This is a genomic window from Roseibium polysiphoniae (assembly GCF_014842925.1).
In the GTDB taxonomy this organism is placed as follows: Bacteria; Pseudomonadota; Alphaproteobacteria; order Rhizobiales; family Stappiaceae; genus Roseibium; species Roseibium polysiphoniae.
Map to the genome: position 1 here is coordinate 62,678 of NZ_JACYXJ010000007.1, position 15,573 is coordinate 78,250.

At 56.3% G+C, this 15,573-nt stretch carries 18 protein-coding genes; 5 read left to right on the forward strand and 13 right to left on the reverse strand.

Annotated features, from left to right (window positions below; genetic code table 11):
• Positions 1-134 precede the first annotated feature (134 nt).
• Positions 135-983, forward strand: a complete 849-nt coding sequence (dapD, locus tag IG617_RS18525) for a 2,3,4,5-tetrahydropyridine-2,6-dicarboxylate N-succinyltransferase (RefSeq protein ID WP_192110738.1) — start codon at positions 135-137, stop codon at positions 981-983.
• 53 nt (positions 984-1,036) lie between these two features.
• On the opposite strand, the gene IG617_RS18530 is transcribed toward dapD, so the two are convergent.
• Positions 1,037-1,648, reverse strand: coding sequence for an isochorismatase family protein (locus tag IG617_RS18530; RefSeq protein WP_192110739.1), 612 nt, complete (start codon positions 1,646-1,648; stop codon positions 1,037-1,039).
• A 94-nt stretch (positions 1,649-1,742) separates the two neighbouring features.
• On the opposite strand from IG617_RS18530, the gene IG617_RS18535 reads away from it, so the two are divergent.
• A complete protein-coding gene (locus IG617_RS18535; RefSeq protein ID WP_192110740.1) occupies positions 1,743-2,642 on the forward strand; it encodes a LysR family transcriptional regulator in 900 nt (299 codons plus the stop codon).
• On the opposite strand, the gene IG617_RS18540 is transcribed toward IG617_RS18535, so the two are convergent.
• From IG617_RS18540 to IG617_RS18550, 3 genes are read right to left on the reverse strand one after another with little or no spacing between them, the layout of a single operon-like run.
• Positions 2,601-3,182 (reverse strand): hypothetical protein, encoded by a 582-nt coding sequence (locus tag IG617_RS18540; protein ID WP_192110741.1) that lies wholly within the window; start codon positions 3,180-3,182, stop codon positions 2,601-2,603. The genes IG617_RS18535 and IG617_RS18540 overlap by 42 nt on opposite strands.
• Before the next feature lie 3 nt (positions 3,183-3,185).
• Positions 3,186-4,367 carry a succinyl-diaminopimelate desuccinylase gene (dapE, locus tag IG617_RS18545; protein WP_192110742.1) on the reverse strand — a complete coding sequence of 394 codons (1,182 nt, stop codon included), beginning with the start codon at positions 4,365-4,367 and terminating at the stop codon, positions 3,186-3,188.
• Between the two features lie 51 nt (positions 4,368-4,418).
• Complete coding sequence (locus tag IG617_RS18550) at positions 4,419-4,847, reverse strand: DUF805 domain-containing protein (protein ID WP_192110743.1); 429 nt, start codon at positions 4,845-4,847, stop codon at positions 4,419-4,421.
• A gap of 231 nt (positions 4,848-5,078) precedes the next feature.
• Between IG617_RS18550 and IG617_RS18555 the strand changes: the two genes are divergently transcribed.
• Positions 5,079-5,894, forward strand: coding sequence for a DUF2189 domain-containing protein (locus IG617_RS18555; protein ID WP_254170626.1), 816 nt, complete (start codon positions 5,079-5,081; stop codon positions 5,892-5,894).
• Here the strand turns inward: IG617_RS18555 and truA are convergent.
• From truA to def, 5 genes are read right to left on the reverse strand one after another with little or no spacing between them, the layout of a single operon-like run.
• Positions 5,891-6,688 (reverse strand): tRNA pseudouridine(38-40) synthase TruA, encoded by a 798-nt coding sequence (truA, locus tag IG617_RS18560; protein WP_192110744.1) that lies wholly within the window; start codon positions 6,686-6,688, stop codon positions 5,891-5,893. The genes IG617_RS18555 and truA overlap by 4 nt on opposite strands.
• A gap of 8 nt (positions 6,689-6,696) precedes the next feature.
• The gene (locus IG617_RS18565) at positions 6,697-7,236 is read right to left on the reverse strand and encodes a GNAT family N-acetyltransferase (protein ID WP_192110745.1); all 540 of its coding nucleotides are present in this window, start codon (positions 7,234-7,236) and stop codon (positions 6,697-6,699) included.
• Between the two features lie 45 nt (positions 7,237-7,281).
• Positions 7,282-8,223 (reverse strand): methionyl-tRNA formyltransferase, encoded by a 942-nt coding sequence (gene fmt / locus IG617_RS18570; protein ID WP_192110746.1) that lies wholly within the window; start codon positions 8,221-8,223, stop codon positions 7,282-7,284.
• A gap of 42 nt (positions 8,224-8,265) precedes the next feature.
• On the reverse strand, positions 8,266-8,898 hold the full coding sequence (locus tag IG617_RS18575) for a MarC family protein (RefSeq protein ID WP_192110747.1): 633 nt from the start codon (positions 8,896-8,898) through the stop codon (positions 8,266-8,268).
• A 31-nt stretch (positions 8,899-8,929) separates the two neighbouring features.
• Positions 8,930-9,448, reverse strand: coding sequence for a peptide deformylase (gene def, locus IG617_RS18580; protein WP_192111100.1), 519 nt, complete (start codon positions 9,446-9,448; stop codon positions 8,930-8,932).
• Between the two features lie 190 nt (positions 9,449-9,638).
• Between def and IG617_RS18585 the strand changes: the two genes are divergently transcribed.
• Positions 9,639-10,808 carry a DNA recombination protein RmuC gene (locus tag IG617_RS18585; protein WP_192110748.1) on the forward strand — a complete coding sequence of 390 codons (1,170 nt, stop codon included), beginning with the start codon at positions 9,639-9,641 and terminating at the stop codon, positions 10,806-10,808.
• A 19-nt stretch (positions 10,809-10,827) separates the two neighbouring features.
• On the opposite strand, the gene IG617_RS18590 is transcribed toward IG617_RS18585, so the two are convergent.
• The 3 genes from IG617_RS18590 to IG617_RS18600 form a co-directional block, all read right to left on the reverse strand.
• Positions 10,828-11,691, reverse strand: a complete 864-nt coding sequence (locus tag IG617_RS18590; RefSeq protein ID WP_192110749.1) for a C40 family peptidase — start codon at positions 11,689-11,691, stop codon at positions 10,828-10,830.
• Positions 11,692-11,729: 38 nt separating this feature from the next.
• Positions 11,730-12,080 (reverse strand): MarR family transcriptional regulator, encoded by a 351-nt coding sequence (locus IG617_RS18595; protein ID WP_192110750.1) that lies wholly within the window; start codon positions 12,078-12,080, stop codon positions 11,730-11,732.
• A 70-nt stretch (positions 12,081-12,150) separates the two neighbouring features.
• A complete protein-coding gene (locus IG617_RS18600) occupies positions 12,151-13,539 on the reverse strand; it encodes a leucyl aminopeptidase family protein (RefSeq protein WP_192110751.1) in 1,389 nt (462 codons plus the stop codon).
• A gap of 207 nt (positions 13,540-13,746) precedes the next feature.
• On the opposite strand from IG617_RS18600, the gene IG617_RS18605 reads away from it, so the two are divergent.
• Complete coding sequence (locus tag IG617_RS18605) at positions 13,747-14,526, forward strand: tetratricopeptide repeat protein (protein WP_192110752.1); 780 nt, start codon at positions 13,747-13,749, stop codon at positions 14,524-14,526.
• 54 nt (positions 14,527-14,580) lie between these two features.
• On the opposite strand, the gene IG617_RS18610 is transcribed toward IG617_RS18605, so the two are convergent.
• Entirely contained in the window at positions 14,581-15,567 is a 987-nt protein-coding gene (locus tag IG617_RS18610) for a type II secretion system F family protein (RefSeq protein WP_192110753.1), read from the reverse strand.
• Positions 15,568-15,573: the final 6 nt, after the last annotated feature.

Sequence of the window (15,573 nt, forward strand, 5' to 3'; positions counted from 1 at the left end):
GCAGCGGCCGCTTTTCTCATTTTTGCCAAGGCGTCAAAGCCGATTTTGCCGCACCTGCGCTTGACACGCCCGCGCAGCGCGGCTTAGGTCCGCCACACTATTTAACCCGCTTCCTGCCGGAGATATTGAGACTGATGACCCACGATCTCGTCAAACTCGCCGCGACCGTCGATGCAGCGTTTGAAGACCGCGCAAACATCGACACCCATACCACCGGCGATGTGCGTGATGCTGTCGAGAAGACACTCAATCTGCTCGATCGCGGTGAGCTGCGCGTCGCAGAGAAGAAAGACGGCGAGTGGAGCGTAAACCAATGGACCAAGAAAGCAGTTCTCCTGTCTTTCCGGCTGAACGCGATGGAAGTCATCAAGGGCGGCCCTGGGGACGCCACTTGGTGGGACAAGGTTCCGTCCAAGTTCGACGGCTGGCGCGGCGTTGATTTCCAGGAAGCCGGCTTCCGCGCGGTTCCAAATTGCACGGTGCGTCGCTCTGCATTCATCGGCAAAGGCGTTGTGCTGATGCCGTCTTTCGTCAATCTCGGCGCCTATGTCGATGAAGGAACGATGGTCGATACATGGGCGACCGTGGGTTCGTGTGCCCAGATCGGCAAGAACGTTCATCTGTCGGGCGGCGTCGGCATCGGCGGCGTTTTGGAGCCCCTTCAGGCCGGTCCGGTGATCATCGAAGACAATTGCTTTATCGGTGCTCGTTCGGAAGTCGTTGAAGGCGTTGTCGTGCGCGAGGGTGCCGTGCTTTCGATGGGCGTCTTTATCAGTGCCTCGACAAAGATCATCGACCGCAACACGGGTGAGATCTTCATCGGTGAAGTCCCTGCCTACTCGGTCGTCGTTCCCGGCAACATGCCTGGCAAACCGCTTCCGGACGGGACGCAGGGCCCGAGCCTCTATTGCGCGGTCATTGTAAAGCGTGTCGATGAACAGACGCGCTCCAAAACTTCCATCAACGACCTTCTGCGCGACTAACGCTCAAACAGACGGCACGACGACACCCGCGCGGCAACGCTTCGCGGGTGTTTTCATATCGCGCAGACGTTGGGCAACACTGTTGCGAAAAGGTCGGCGATGGAGGCCATCGCAGCGTCATGCACCGCATAGCCCGGCAACGAGCCTCCGGTTGGCAGCGGCAGAGGCCGGCTTGCGCAAGCGCTAGCGACCACTGCGCCGCGAAATCCATGTTCAAAACCGCCGCGGATCGTATTTGACACGCACAGGTGGGACATAAAACCGCCAACGATTATGTTCTTGACGCCATCCCGTTGAAGCTGTTCTGCGAGTCCCGTGTCTGCAAAAGCATTTGGTTTGGTTTTCGAAATGACCCGTTCACCTGGTCGCGGAGTTCCTTCAGAACAAAACATACCGCTGGCAGCGGGCTCGAAGAGATCACCAAGCCCTCCGTCATTGAACGCATGCACGACAGGAATTCCAAGTTCCGAGGCCCGGGCTCGAAGTTGTACAATTTCGCTCAGAGCCTCATCCACACCGCTGAGCCGCAGGCGTCCCGATTTGTACTCTTCCTGAACTGCAACAAGGATTAAGACCGTTTCCTCTGGTACAGGCCGCTCCCACTCAGACGCTCCACCCGTTAGCTCTAAAAGAGTTTGAGGGCGCTTCGCCCCAGCTGGCTTCATGCAGTTTCTCCATACGTTTTACGAAGGAAACTATGCTCGCATACGCGGCAATTAAACACTCGATACTGCAGGAAGCACATGCAAATATGCAGGAATGCTCGACTGGAATTCCTATCATCTACTGCTCCTGATTTCCCGTAAAGGCACATTGACCGCGGCCGCCGCCGAGTCCGATGTCAACGAGACGACAGTTGCCCGCCGTTTGACCGCTGCTGAAGCGGTCGTTGGCATGCCCATATTCAAGCGCGCGGGCGGCAAACTTGTTCCAACTGCGACCGGGACCTCCCTCCTGTCGGCAGCACAGGCAATGGAAAAAGCCTTGACCCAATTGCCTCTGCCAAACAGCGGCGTCCAGACACTTCGGGTCAGTGCACTACCGATGGTCATCGACCAGCTCATCGCGCCGCGCATCGGTGAATTCTCGCGCAGGCATCCTCATATCGTGCTTGAGGTCGTCGCCTCGACGGCAACACACAGCCTTGCCCGCCGAGACGCTGAAATTGCTCTTCGACTTAACCGGCCGAACGAAGGAATGCTGATCATACGCAAGGCACGCGACATTCGCTTTCGCCCTGTTGCAGCACGCTCCGCCGTTCCGGTCGGGAAACACGCTTTGCCGTATTTTGCCTATGAACGCGAATATGACGATCTGCCGGAAATCGCCGCCATGAAGTCCCGGCATGGGAGCGAACCCTCTGCACGGTTTTCAAGCCTTTCGGCGATACTGGCAGCGGTGAAAGCAGGGGCAGGCTCTGCCATGTTGCCTGATCTGCTCTTCGAAGATGAACCGGATCTAGAGGTGCTCGACCACGATGTCGTCGTCAGCAGGCCGCTCTGGATCGTTTTCCATGAAAACGTCAGGCAAAAAGAAACGGTTCGGTTGGCTGCCGACTGGTTTGCCGAGGTCCTATCCGATACGCAAAAACGGCAGGACCGACAGGACCCCGGGAGATCACAATCCCCAAATCCGTCCCGCGAGCTCCCCAATCAATAAGGACAGAATGATGTCGAGAATGACGACACCGATCGTCATGCTCATGCTTGCTTGCAAGGCGACGCGCGCAATGATGAAGCGGTACCAGATGACCACAATCAAGGTCACAAGGGACAGCAAAACCATGATGCCAGGCGCGATCAGTCCTGCCAGATAGAGAAGGCCGACAAACACATACGGCAGGGCTGCCAGGAGGCTTGTCCAGTTGCGCGCGACGATGAATGGGACATAGCCTGCAGAAATGCCGAGAGGCTTTGCGAGTCCCGCGAGCAATAGAGGTAAGGCCACCCAGTCCAGTCCAAGACTGGTAAATTGGGCAAGCCAGAAGGCACCCGCGGGAAGGAAATCCGTCTCGTCCAAAAGGAGCTTTCGCTCAGCCAATGAACTGACGACAAAAAGCGGCACAAGCAGGAAGACCACCGCAAACGAGCGCCAGAACCCCTCAATCGACAGATCGAAGCCACGCATGCCTTCGGGACGATTGCGCAAGAGCATCCAGCTTCCCTGAAGGGCACGCGCAATTTCCTGTCCGCTCAGCATAGATCAACCACCTTTGGCTTCTTGGAAGTAGTCGTCGAGGAATTTCCGGTAGATGGCCGTGAGACCATCGACGTCGGCCAACGCAACACATTCGTCGACCTTGTGCATGGTTTGGCCGACGAGGCCGAATTCGACGACAGGGCAATAATTCTTCACAAACCTTGCGTCAGAAGTGCCGCCGCCGGTCGTCAGCGCGGGCGTTCTACCTGTTATGGCTTCGACCGAATTGCTCAGCGCCTTGATGAGCGTTTCGTCACGGGTCAAAAAAGACTCGCTGGCGTCACGCCGGAACACGACCGACCATTCTAGATCATCACTCGCTGCGTCCGACAGAATACCTTCGATTTTGGCTTTCAGAGTGTCCAGGGACCAAGTGTCATTGAACCGGATGTTGAAGCGCGCTTCCGCCTTTGCCGGTATGACATTGAACGCCGGATTGCCCACATCAAACGTTACAATCTCCAGATTGCTCGGCTGAAAACGATCATTGCCACCATCGAAGGCCACCTCATCCAGCGCACTCATCAGGCGCATGAGACCAGGGATCGGGTTGTTTGCATTTTCGGGATAGGCCGCGTGACCTTGAACGCCGGTCACGACAACGGTCCCCGACAAGGATCCACGACGACCGACCTTTATGGCATCGCCGAGCTCATTCGGATTGGTTGGCTCTCCGACGATACAGGCGTCAAAACGATGACCCTGCTCTTCCGCCCATTGGAGAAGCTTTACGGTCCCGTTCACGGCCGGCCCTTCTTCATCGCCGGTGATCAGGAACGAGATTTTCCCGCCAAATTCCGGGCCATTTGCCTCCAGGAAATCCAGTGCCGCTGCAGCGAAGCAAGCGACACCACCTTTCATGTCAACCGCACCCCGACCGAAAAGCGTGCCCCCGACGATGTCTCCAGCGAAAGGTGCGTGGCTCCAATCAGCTTCGTCGCCAGGCGGGACCACGTCTGTGTGCCCAGCGAAGACGAAATGAGGGCTTCCTGATCCAATCGAAGCGAATAGGTTCTCAACGTTCGGGGTGTCACTGTCTGTGAATGTGACACGATCTATCTTGAGGCCGGCGCCGCCCAGAAGTTTTTCGAGGTAATCCAGCGCCCCGCCCTCAGCTGGCGTCACCGACGGGCAACGGATCAGATTTCGGGCAAATTGAACTGCGGGAGAATGCTGGGCGGACATGGAACCTCTGGATCTGCGCGGTCACGATCTGAATTGAGAACCCTGAAGCAATCAGGACTTGCGGCGATAATAGCTGTTTGGAAACGGACCAAAACGGTTGGGCATCTGCTGGCTCGGAATAAAGCCAAGCACGAGCACCACAAGAATATTCACCCCGGGAACAAAAATCAAAAGCGCCGTAAAGCCGGTAATGCCAATGTCTTGGCACCGCTTGATGACCAGCGCCAATTCAACCCACTGAAGGACAAAAAACAGAACTGGAAACAAGGGGTTCGATTCAACGAACCCCTGAAGCGTAAGATTTTCGATCGAGACATCCTCATCGATTGAACCGAACCACATGTTGATCGCAATGCCGATGACAATCCAGACCAGGAACAGAACCAGCCAATAAGGCTCACGGCCCAGCCGCCCAATGGGGCTGGCAAGCAGCCAAGCCAATCCGGGTGTCGCGTTTACCTGGCTGTCGTTCGAAGACATTTAAAATCCGCTCGCGGCTCAGAATTGCAAATACTGTCCTGCAGTTAGTCGCAAGCTGCCGCTGGATCAAGCAAAGATCCGGTTTTGCAGTCAGCGAGCTGCGCCAAAAGCGCATTCTTCCCATGGCTTCCGTACGAAATTCAATGCGCATACCGAAAAGTACGATTGGCGTTCGACTTTCCGCTGGTCATGATGGTCAGGTCGTTTCGGGAGCGACGCGGGAGGAAAATGATGACAGACAGCACGGACAAGACCGATACGGATACAGCGTCGCCTCTTCGAAAGGCACCGGTGGTTCGGCAGATCTCGATCTCCGACGTAATCGATGCGCTCGGTGACGGCATGCGGGACTTCCACAGAGCTCCGATCTATGGTCTGGCCTTCGGCGCCTTCTTCACCATCGGCGGCCTGCTTATCGTGCTGACTGCGGCGGCGTTCGACATGAGCTACCTGAGCTACCCTCTTGCTGCCGGTTTTGCATTGATTGGCCCATTCGCAGCGGTCGGTCTCTATGAGGTTAGCCGCAGATTGAGCCGAAATGAACCGCTGAGCTGGTCGGCGATCCTTGGCACCATGTGGGCCCAGAAAAGCCGCGAACTTTCCTGGATGGCGTTTGTCGTCTTATTCGTTCAGATCATGTGGATGTACCAGGTCCGCCTTCTGCTTGCGCTTTTCCTCGGCTTCAGGTCCTTCGCTTCCTTTGGCGAATTCCTGTCCGAGATCGTCAACACACCAGAAGGCCTCATGTTTCTCGCCATAGGGCATGTTGTCGGCGCAATCCTGTCCCTCATCCTGTTTTCGCTGACGGTGGTCTCCTTTCCTCTCCTTATGGAAGAGGACCGAGACTTCATCACTGCAATGATTACGAGCGTGAAGGCTGTTGCCATGTCGCCCGTCCCCATGATCGGCTGGGCCATCGTGGTCACGATTAGTCTGATTGTGTCGATCGCACCGGCCTTCGCCGGGCTCGTCATCACACTACCAATCCTCGGCCACACGACCTGGCACCTCTACAAGAAGTGTGTCGAACCGGAGGTTCCGAGCTAGCGCTGGCTTTCTTCCAATTTCTTGGCCTTCGCCTTGGCGATATCCTTGTCCTTGGATCGGTAGTCGACGCCTGTCAGATACAGACCATCAGCCGGCGCCACGGGCCCGCAGGCTTTCCTGTCCCGGGCCGCAAGGGCAGCTCGCACATCCTGCGCCGTCCATTTGCCCTCACCAACCAGCTTGAGTGTCCCTACCATCGACCTCACCTGATTGTGCAGAAATGAACGCGAAGAGCATTCAGCAATCACGAACAGCCCTTCACGCCTCACTGAGAAAGTCTCGAGTGTTTTCTCCGGGCTTTTGGCCTGACATTTTGCGTGACGGAACGTCGTGAAGTCGTGATGACCGACAAACTCCTGCGCGGCGTCATTCATCGCATCTGCATCAAGCTCTGCCTTCACATGCCAGGCAAGGCCTCGTTCAAACGTGAGACGCGCAGAGCGATTGAAGATCCGGTAGCGGTAGGATCGGCGAATGGCTGAAAACCGAGAGTCGAACCCCTCATGCATCTCTGCACAGTCGAGCAGAACAACTGGGTCGGGCTGAATATGAAAATTGATCGCACGCAGAACTGTCGCCGCAGGCCATGCTTTTTCAAGGTCCACATGAGCCACCTGACCAGTGGCATGAACACCTGCATCGGTTCTGCCTGCGCCACCAATGGTCACCTCTTCACCGCTGAACGCCTTGATGGCACGCTCGAGAGCTGCCTGAACAGACGGGCCGTTCGCCTGACGCTGCCAACCGCAATAGGGCCGGCCATCATATTCAACAGTGAAGCTGTAACGCGGCATTCCGTATCTTACTCGAATTCCTGAAAGGGTGTGGCAAAGGCAACTTCAATGGGCAGGTCGGCTTCAACGGCATCTGTCAGCGCAACTGCCTGGAAGGCATCACCCGCATAGGGCGCGCGGACCTTTCGCGCCAAGGCAGGGTCGAAGCCGAACCGTGGAAAATAAGCTGGAGGACCGAGCACCAGAACAAGGTCTTCCCCCAGGTCCTTGAGTTGATCCAGTCCGGCGCGAATGACCCGTGAACCAATGCCCTGACGCTGAAACTCCGGCCAGACAGAGACTGGCGCGAGGCAGCTAATCTTCAGCTCCTGGCCCGCGCCAATGTTGGTTGGCGTCACACGACTGAACGCAACATGACCGAGGATCCTTCCTCGGTCCGTGACTGCGACAAGCTCGAGAACCAATGCGCCGCAGTGTCTGAGTTTATGAACCAGGCCCGCTTCTGTTGACTGATCAAAGGCAGCGGTCACAAGCTCCCTTACACCAAGCTCATCAGCGGGTTCGACCGCTCGAACGATCAGTTTTTCCGGCTCGAAGTGATCGCTCATTTTGCGGTCCTTCTCCTATTTGCACTGGTGCTGGCTACGCCGACCTCAAGACAGCGTTTCGCCCACCGATAGTGTCGCCCCGCGCAGAAAGTCTTCGCCCGAAACTGCTTTCTTGCCCGCGCGCTGTACCTGAACGAGCCTGACAGCGCCAGCACCGCATCCCACCACTGGACCATTGCCGTCCAACGCCAAGACCTCGCCGGCCGAGCCAGTGCCTTCCGCAAGCTGACTGCGGAGGACTTTAACCCGCTCAGACTTATCCGCGAGCATCATTTCGCACCAGGCACCTGGAAACGGCGAAAGCCCGCGAATGTGGTCATGTACGACCTTCGCGCCGAGCGCCCAGTCAATCCGGGTCTCATCTTTCGAGAGTTTACGGGCATAGGTGACGCCAGTCTCCGTCTGCGGCATCTGGTTCAAAGCACCGCGAGACAATGCCGCGAGTGCGCGCACCATCAGGTCACCGCCGAGTCCCGACAGTTGGTCATGCAGTTCTCCAGCGGTCGTATTGTCGCCGATCGCAACAGTCTCGGACATGCACACAGGGCCGGTGTCGAGACCTTCCTCCATCCGCATGACCTGCACCGCTGTCTCTACATCGCCGGCCATGATTGCGCGATTGATCGGCGCCGCCCCGCGCCAACGCGGCAACAGCGAAGCATGGAGATTGAGGCATCCCTCGCGTGGCGCTTCCAGAACAGCCTTGGGCAGCAGCAAGCCATAAGCAACGACAACCGCAACATCCGCATCGAGATCAGCGAATTTTTGCTGCTCTTCAGAGTCCTTCAAGGATGCGGGTGTGAAAACCGGAATGCCGAAAGATTCCGCAGCTTCATGGACCGGAGACTTCTTGAGCTCCATGCCTCGGCCCGCAGGCCGTGGCGGCTGCGAGTAGCAGGCTACGACATCATGGCCATGGCCAACGATTTCCATCAGTGTCGGAACGGAGAATTCAGGCGTTCCCATGAAAATGATGCGAAGTGTCATATCGTTTCCGGCTGCTTGAGTGATCGCGCCCTTATTGCGCGATCAGGCCAGTCCCGGCAACAGGGCTTTGAGACTGGACACCATCATTTCCATCGCAATTGCCGCAAGGATCATTCCCATCAGGCGGCTCATGACGCTTGTCGCGGTCTGGCCGAGCAGCTTTTCCAAAAAAGGAGCCGCCAGGAAAGTCACACCCAATAACACAACCGAAGCTGCCGCAGCCGCGCCATATGCGACTTCCTGAGCAAGTCCGTCAGCCTGCCCACGAAAGATAATGAGGGTCGAAATTGTCCCCGGACCCAAAAGGATCGGCACCGTCAGTGGATAAATTGCAGGGTTTTCCTGAGAAGCGTGATGCTCCTGTTCCTTTTCGGTCCCATGATGCGCCTTGCTCTGCTCACCCGAGATCAGGTTCAGCGCGATCAAAAGGATCAGAAAACCACCTGCCAGACGGAAGGCGTCCAGAGAGATCCCGAACACGGCAAGGATTTCATTGCCAGCAAGAGCGATGATGCAGCAACCAACGACAAGAGCGACAATCAAGGTGATCGCGACTGCCCGTTGTCCCGCAGGTGTCTTGTCCGCAGTGAGCGACAGGAACACAGGAAGGTTGGCGATCGGGTTCATAATCGCGAACAATGCGGCGAACATCTTCAGGAAGAATGCATAATCCATCGATTGTTTCTTCCGTTTCAGCCGGCGAAGGTCAGACCTTACCGAACTGCTTGGCCTGTTTCGCGAATTTTTTCATCACACGGTCACGCTTCAATTTCGACAGATAGTCGATGAAGAGTGTTCCATTGAGGTGATCCAATTCGTGCTGGATGCAGGTTGACAGAAGGCCATCGGCCTCGATTTCCTGCTCGGCTCCCTCCCGATTGAGAAACTGCACCTTCACCGAGGCTGGACGTTCGACTTCTTCATAGAATTCCGGAATCGAAAGACAACCTTCCTGATAGACGGAAAGCTCGTCGCTTTTCCAAACGATTTCCGGATTGATGAAGACCATCGGCTCCTTGGGCGCATCTTCCTGGGCAACATCAAGCACAAAAACGCGCTTCAAGACGCCAATCTGACTCGCGGCAAGGCCTATCCCCGGCGCGTCATACATTGTCTCAAGCATATCATCGGCCAGAGCGCGCACGTCGTCGTCGACGGAAGTTATGGGCTCACATACTTCGCGCAGGACCTGATCGGGAATAATTATGATGTCACGTTTCGTCATGGGACTGACATAGGCAAAGCCGTGCCAAGGGTCAACGTGAAAGGGGGGCACATATCCCCGTTTCGCGCGCAGTTTGGCCATTAATTCCCGTCCAGCAAAGCTTGATCACACGTCCAGCGACAATGGTTGTCCTTGGAAGACGCTCAACATGCGGACTGCAAGTGCGAGCGAATCGTTCTATGTTTGTTTCATGCAAACTGTTCTTTTTGTCCTGAGTGGCTATCCTGTGACTGCGCTGGAGGCTTCTGTCGCTGGCGGCCTTTTCCTGTTGTTGCTTATCGCGTGGCTGGTTTTGGGGTCGCGGCGGCAGCTGCGAATTCGCGCCGAAGCCGAAACAGCCGCCACCGAGCGTATTCACGAGCTGGAGAGCCACCTTGCGACACTTTTGAAATCGCAGGGGGAAATGACAGGCCGTATGCAGACGATGGCCGAGGTGTTCGGATCGCGGCAATCCGACATGATGCGCGCGGTAAACGACCGTCTCGACGGGATGGGCCACAAACTCGGCATATCGATGGCCGACACGACCAAACAGACGCACGAGGGACTGCGCCAGCTGCATGAACGCCTGGCCGTGATCGACCGCGCCCAACGCACCATCACCGATTTGTCAGGGCAGGTCGTGGAGCTGCAAACCATCCTTTCCAACAAGCAAACGCGAGGCGCTTTTGGCCAAGGAAGAATGGAAGCCATTATCCAGGATCAGTTGCCGCCAAGCGGGTACAGTTTCCAGGCAACGCTTTCGACCGGGTCTCGTCCGGACTGCCTGGTTCACATGCCCAACGGGGCGCCATCCCTCGCAATCGACGCGAAGTTCCCACTCGAAGCCTTTAACCTCCTCAGGCATGCCAAGAGCGACGATCAGCTCAAACAGGCGCAGGCTCAGTTTCGTCGCGACTTTACCAAGCACATTCAGGACATTCGGGAAAAATACCTTCTGCCGGGCGAGACCCAAGACACGGCTTTCCTGTTCGTGCCGTCAGAAAGCGTCTTTGCCGAGCTGAATGAAGGTTTCGAGGACCAGGTGCAAAAAGCCCATAGGTCGCGGGTCGTGATCGTTTCGCCATCGCTATTGATGCTATCTATCCAGGTGATTCAGGCTGTTCTTCGTGATGCCAGGATGCGCGAACAGGCGCATCTCATTCAGGCCGAAGTCGCACATCTGACTGCCGATGTCGGGCGCCTCAATGATCGAGTTTTGAAGCTGCAATCCCATTTCGGACAAGCCAACAAGGATATCGATCAGATCCTGATTTCGACGGACAAGATCGCCAAGCGCAGCCAGAAGATCGAAGATCTGGATCTAGGCGAGATTCCTGGCGAAGCTGCCACCGCAGAGGCACTCCCCTCGGAGCATTGAACGCGGAGTTTTAGCTCATTCACAAACGCCGGAGAGTGGTGACCGCACCCCACTCATTTTTTGAAATCCGCTCCACGGCCTTATCGAGAGGCTCACTCGAAACAATCATTGTGTGGCCACTCGCATGCAGCAGTCGGTTCTTCTCCTGAATGATCCCGACATGTCCCTTCCAGAACACCAGGTCCCCGCGTTGAAGGTCAGACAGTCCGACATCGGAGAGCAGCACACCTGCGTCTTTCTCCTGCATATCACTGTCGCGCAGCAGCGTGTGCCCGGCAAAGCTGGCAGACAGCTGGACCAGCGCTGAACAATCCAGGCCGAGGCTCGTGCGACCACCCCAACGGTAAGGCGTGCCGATGAACTGTTCTGCAACGCCAACCCAATCCACCAGCGTCTCTCCCAATGGCATGAGGTGGCGCGCAACAACAGCCGATCCATCGCTCAAGATCGCATAATCCAGACCGCGCGTCGTCTTGCGGCCGACGACAGAAACATGCGCCCCGATAGAAATGAGTCCAAGGGGTGGAAATTTAAGATCGGCGACTGGATAGCGATAGGTCCGCAGGGACGACACTTGGTGCGTCGATGAGTGGTGTGCACCCAGGCCCTCCGACAAGATCCAGCCGACATACCCATCTGTCTCGAGCTGGCCCCAAGACCAACCGTCGTCCGTCTCCTCGAAAACGGTCACGACTTCGCCATGGAGTGCTTGGCTGTCGATTGGTTTCTGAAGTTCGGGCGCAGGCCTCATATCCAGATAGTCAGCGGTCACGATCTTGATTGCGCCCGGCACAAATCTTTCGGCCACGACACGATCCTCATAGCCACTAGCGGCGAGGTCGGAACGGACCGGATGAAGACGACGATCGAGGTCAATTGGCATTCAAAAATCTCCGAAACCACCATGGACGAGAAAAGTCCCTAACGGGGTAGCTCACGCGCCTTTTCAACGACGATATCGCCAAGTTGCTCGAGGTAAAGCGCACCCTCAACCGTTCTCGTAATGATTACGTTCCGCCGATCGGCTTCATCCCTTTTCCTGGATAGCAGCCTCATACCTCCAAGTGTATCCAGTGCCCGCGTGATCGCTGGCTTTGTGACATTCAACTTGGCAGCCAGCCCCCTTACCGTGTGGGGCGGCGGCTCAAGATAGACCGTCATAAGGATCGTGATTTGGCGCGCCGAAAGATCCTGCTCCTGGTCTCTCACGAGCGCCAGATTTACCTCATGCAAAAGCTTCAGCGCCTGGGAGGCGCGTATCTCAACTGCCATGTCGGAGGTGCATCCTTTTCGATTTCACATCCGATCATTCAAGCATGGAACCGTTTCGGAGCCGTTATCTTCAGGAAGAATATTTCTCACTGATTAAATCGAAGAGGCATCGAATGCCCTGCGCCTCCCCTCCAGACGGTTTGCCGGGCTTGTCAATCGGCGTCCAGCCATAGATATCGAAATGAACCCAAGCAGTGGTATTTTCGACAAAACGGGACAAAAACAGGGCCGCGGTGATCGAGCCGGCGAAACCAACCCCTGATGTATTGATATGGTTGATATCTGCAATCTTGCTGTCGAGGTACTTCATGTAGGGTTGCCAGAGCGGCAAACGCCACAGTGGATCCGCGCTCGCCTCAGATAAAATGGCGACCTCCTCTGCCAGCTCATCATCTTCAGTGTAAAAGGGTGGCAGATCCGGCCCGAGTGCGACCCGTGCAGCTCCGGTCAACGTCGCCATATCGATCAGAAGATCCGGCGTTTCCTCGTCAGCAAGTGCGAGTGCATCTGCGAGCACCAAGCGGCCTTCCGCATCCGTGTTCCCAATTTCGACGGTAAGGCCCTTGCGGCTTGGCAAGACGTCACCGGGCCGGAAAGCATTTCCCGAGATGGCGTTCTCGACGCAGGGTACGATGACCCGAAGGCGAACAGGCAGTTTCGCAGCCATGATCATGGATGCGAGGCCAAGAACGTTGGCCGCTCCCCCCATGTCTTTCTTCATCAAAGTCATCGCACTGGCGGGTTTGATGTCGAGCCCGCCCGTATCAAAGATCACACCCTTGCCGACAAGCGTAACTTTGGGCGCCTTCTCGTCTCCCCAGGTGAAGTCGGCCAGCCGCGGCGCGTTGGCACTCGCTCGCCCAACGGCATGGACCATGGGGAAACCCCGTTCCAATAGGTCCTCGCCGACGATGACTTCACCTTTTCCGCCATGCTCTTCAAAGAGTTTGGTGATCGCGGCGGCTAGCTCCTCCGGACCAAGATCATTGGCTGGTGTGTTGATCAAATCACGGGCGAGCTCTACGCCATCCAGCACCGTATACAAGCGTTCGAGATCGACGTCATCTGGGACCACAAGTCGCGGGAGGTCTCCGCCGGATTTTCGATATCGGTTGAAGCGGTAGGACGAGAGGGCGAACCCCAAGAGACCCAATTCAATGTCTGGCAATGGGGTTTCGAAAACATAGTCCCCGGATGGCAGCGCGGTTACCAGCGATCCTAAAGCAAAGGTTGAGGAGAGCCCCACCTCATCAGTGCCGTAAAGAACCGCAACCTGTGAGCCTTCTGCTGCTGGGACCACCAATGTGCGACCCGGCTCACCCTTATATCCGTGACGTGAGACCCAGTTCCCGGCAGCTAGTCCGAGCTGGCCGACGACACTGTCGACACTTGCCTCGTTGACTGCGTAGATCGGCGTCGGATCCAACGCTTCGCTTTTACGGATAAGGGAGTGGCGCAAGACTGGCTCCTTGAGGATGGATGGAGGGTTTCGATCCTAAAAACTGTTACGCGCCCCTCCCCTGATTGGCAAGCTGAGGAGCCCGAGCTTTCCAAAGCGAGGCCTCGCATCTCACATGCAAAATGCGACGTTTAACAAAGCATTAGGGTTAACAGGTTATTTCAAAGGTAGTCCGTAACCTTGCGTCCTCTTGCCAGGAAGTCAGCTATGCCTTCTCAAACCAACAATCTGCAGCGTCGTCGTTCGCGCCTGGTTCCCATTGCCGCAGCAATGAGTGTTCTCATGTTGGCAGCAGGTTGCTCGGCGACGAAGCGCGGCAGCATCGGCACTCATGCCTCTGCCACCAGTCAGCCCTATGCGGCACCGGGTTCAGCTCAGGCTCGGCGCGCCGTTTCAAGCTGGGGCGCACAGTACGAGAGAAATCGTCAGGACAAAACCGCCACTGTTGGCTATGCGAACGCATTGCGGCAAAACGGGCAGATCACGCAATCTATGGCCGTTCTGCGCAGTGCCGTGATTGCCCATCCCAAGGATCGCGAGATCGCCTCAGCGTATGGCAAGATCCTGGCGATGAATGGCAAGTTTGGCGAAGCCCTTAACGTTCTGCAGCGCGCTCAATCCCCGCAGATGCCTGACTGGAAGCTCATGTCGGCAGAAGCGGCTGTGCACGATCAGATGGGAAATCATGAGCGCGCGCGTGCTCTCTACAATCAGGCGCTCAAGATCCAGCCAAACGATCCCAGCCTTCTGAACAACCTTGGCCTGTCTCACCTCTTATCCAACCAGTTGCCCGAAGCAGAATACACGCTGCGCAAGGCTTCGGCACTTCCTGGCGCTGACAGCAGGGTGCGTCAGAATCTTGCGCTCGTCCTTGGGGTACAAGGCAAATTTTCCGAAGCTGAACAAGTTGCACGCGCCGAGCTGGATCCGCGGCAGGCGGAGGCAAACATCGCGTACCTCAGGCAGATGCTCTCAAACAACGGCTGATTTATTAAATTCGACCAAGGGCCTTGAGCTTACTTTTGACGAGTAAAGCTCAGCTTATTTGGGTGGTCCAAATGTATCCAGGACCTGCATAACGGCCGGGCCCAAAATAACAAAAAACAAGACTGGCAGGAAAAAGACAATCATCGGAACCGTCAGTTTGGGCGGCAGGGATGCTGCCTTCTTCTCGGCTTCCTGCATACGTTGCTCACGATTGTCGTCCGACATTACGCGGATCGCATTTCCGACAGGCGTTCCGTATCGTTCGGCCTGAATGAGAGCCATCATGACATTCTTCACGCCATCAACGCCGGTTCGCGTGGCGAGGTTTTCGTAAGCCAGCCTGCGTTCCCCGAGATACGACAACTCCGCATTCGTAAGCGTCAATTCTTCGGCTAGCGGAATTGACTGCACACCGATCTCTTCTGCGACCCGCCCAAAGGCTGCTTCAATCGACATTCCGGACTCAACGCAAATCAGCATCAAATCCAGGGCATCGGGCCAAGCCCTGCGGATGGAAAGCTGACGATTGGTAATCCGATTTTGCACGTAAAGGTTAGGTATGAAAACGCCCAAGCCCGCAACAAAGATACAACCTGCGACCCGCGTCATAAGCGGAAAAGCATCAACGAGAATTACAAAGGCATAAAATGCCGCGACAATCAGCAGAATCCCGGGCAGCGCAACACGCGCAAAGAGGAAAGTGTATAGTGGGCCGGTGCCTCGATAGCCTGCCATTCTCAGCTTGTTCTTGGTCTCCTCATCAGACAACATCGCCATCAAATTCAACCGATCAACGATATTCTTGACCTGCTCTTTGGGTTTGGCGCGTAACGCGGTGCGTGGATCGTTCTTCTCGGCCGCCAGACGTGATCTTTCCCGTGCGCGCATCTTGTCGCGCTCAAGCGCGACCGACTTCATGCGTGACTTCAGACCGTCCCGCTCAAAAAAGGGAACGACGAGTGTATAGAGCGTTCCAGCGACCGCGACGGCGGCCAAGACAGCGATCAGGAATTGACTGTTGGCAATTGCTTCCAGGTCCATTTCTTC

Excerpts from the sequence above, each read along its gene's own strand:
- IG617_RS18550 (WP_192110743.1), bottom strand. The coding sequence starts at position 4,847 with ATGTCTTCGAACGACAGCCAGGTAAACGCGACACCCGGATTGGCTTGG.
- IG617_RS18540 (WP_192110741.1), bottom strand. The coding sequence starts at position 3,182 with ATGCTGAGCGGACAGGAAATTGCGCGTGCCCTTCAGGGAAGCTGGATG.
- IG617_RS18575 (WP_192110747.1), bottom strand. The coding sequence starts at position 8,898 with ATGGATTATGCATTCTTCCTGAAGATGTTCGCCGCATTGTTCGCGATT.
- IG617_RS18595 (WP_192110750.1), bottom strand. The coding sequence starts at position 12,080 with ATGGCAGTTGAGATACGCGCCTCCCAGGCGCTGAAGCTTTTGCATGAG.
- dapE (WP_192110742.1), bottom strand. The coding sequence starts at position 4,367 with ATGTCCGCCCAGCATTCTCCCGCAGTTCAATTTGCCCGAAATCTGATC.
- def (WP_192111100.1), bottom strand. The coding sequence starts at position 9,448 with ATGACGAAACGTGACATCATAATTATTCCCGATCAGGTCCTGCGCGAA.
- truA (WP_192110744.1), bottom strand. The coding sequence starts at position 6,688 with ATGCCGCGTTACAGCTTCACTGTTGAATATGATGGCCGGCCCTATTGC.
- dapD (WP_192110738.1), top strand. The coding sequence starts at position 135 with ATGACCCACGATCTCGTCAAACTCGCCGCGACCGTCGATGCAGCGTTT.
- IG617_RS18565 (WP_192110745.1), bottom strand. The coding sequence starts at position 7,236 with ATGAGCGATCACTTCGAGCCGGAAAAACTGATCGTTCGAGCGGTCGAA.
- IG617_RS18555 (WP_254170626.1), top strand. The coding sequence starts at position 5,079 with ATGACAGACAGCACGGACAAGACCGATACGGATACAGCGTCGCCTCTT.
- IG617_RS18585 (WP_192110748.1), top strand. The coding sequence starts at position 9,639 with ATGCAAACTGTTCTTTTTGTCCTGAGTGGCTATCCTGTGACTGCGCTG.
- fmt (WP_192110746.1), bottom strand. The coding sequence starts at position 8,223 with ATGACACTTCGCATCATTTTCATGGGAACGCCTGAATTCTCCGTTCCG.
- IG617_RS18590 (WP_192110749.1), bottom strand. The coding sequence starts at position 11,691 with ATGCCAATTGACCTCGATCGTCGTCTTCATCCGGTCCGTTCCGACCTC.
- IG617_RS18530 (WP_192110739.1), bottom strand. The coding sequence starts at position 1,648 with ATGAAGCCAGCTGGGGCGAAGCGCCCTCAAACTCTTTTAGAGCTAACG.
- IG617_RS18535 (WP_192110740.1), top strand. The coding sequence starts at position 1,743 with ATGCTCGACTGGAATTCCTATCATCTACTGCTCCTGATTTCCCGTAAA.
- IG617_RS18610 (WP_192110753.1), bottom strand. The coding sequence starts at position 15,567 with ATGGACCTGGAAGCAATTGCCAACAGTCAATTCCTGATCGCTGTCTTG.
- IG617_RS18605 (WP_192110752.1), top strand. The coding sequence starts at position 13,747 with ATGCCTTCTCAAACCAACAATCTGCAGCGTCGTCGTTCGCGCCTGGTT.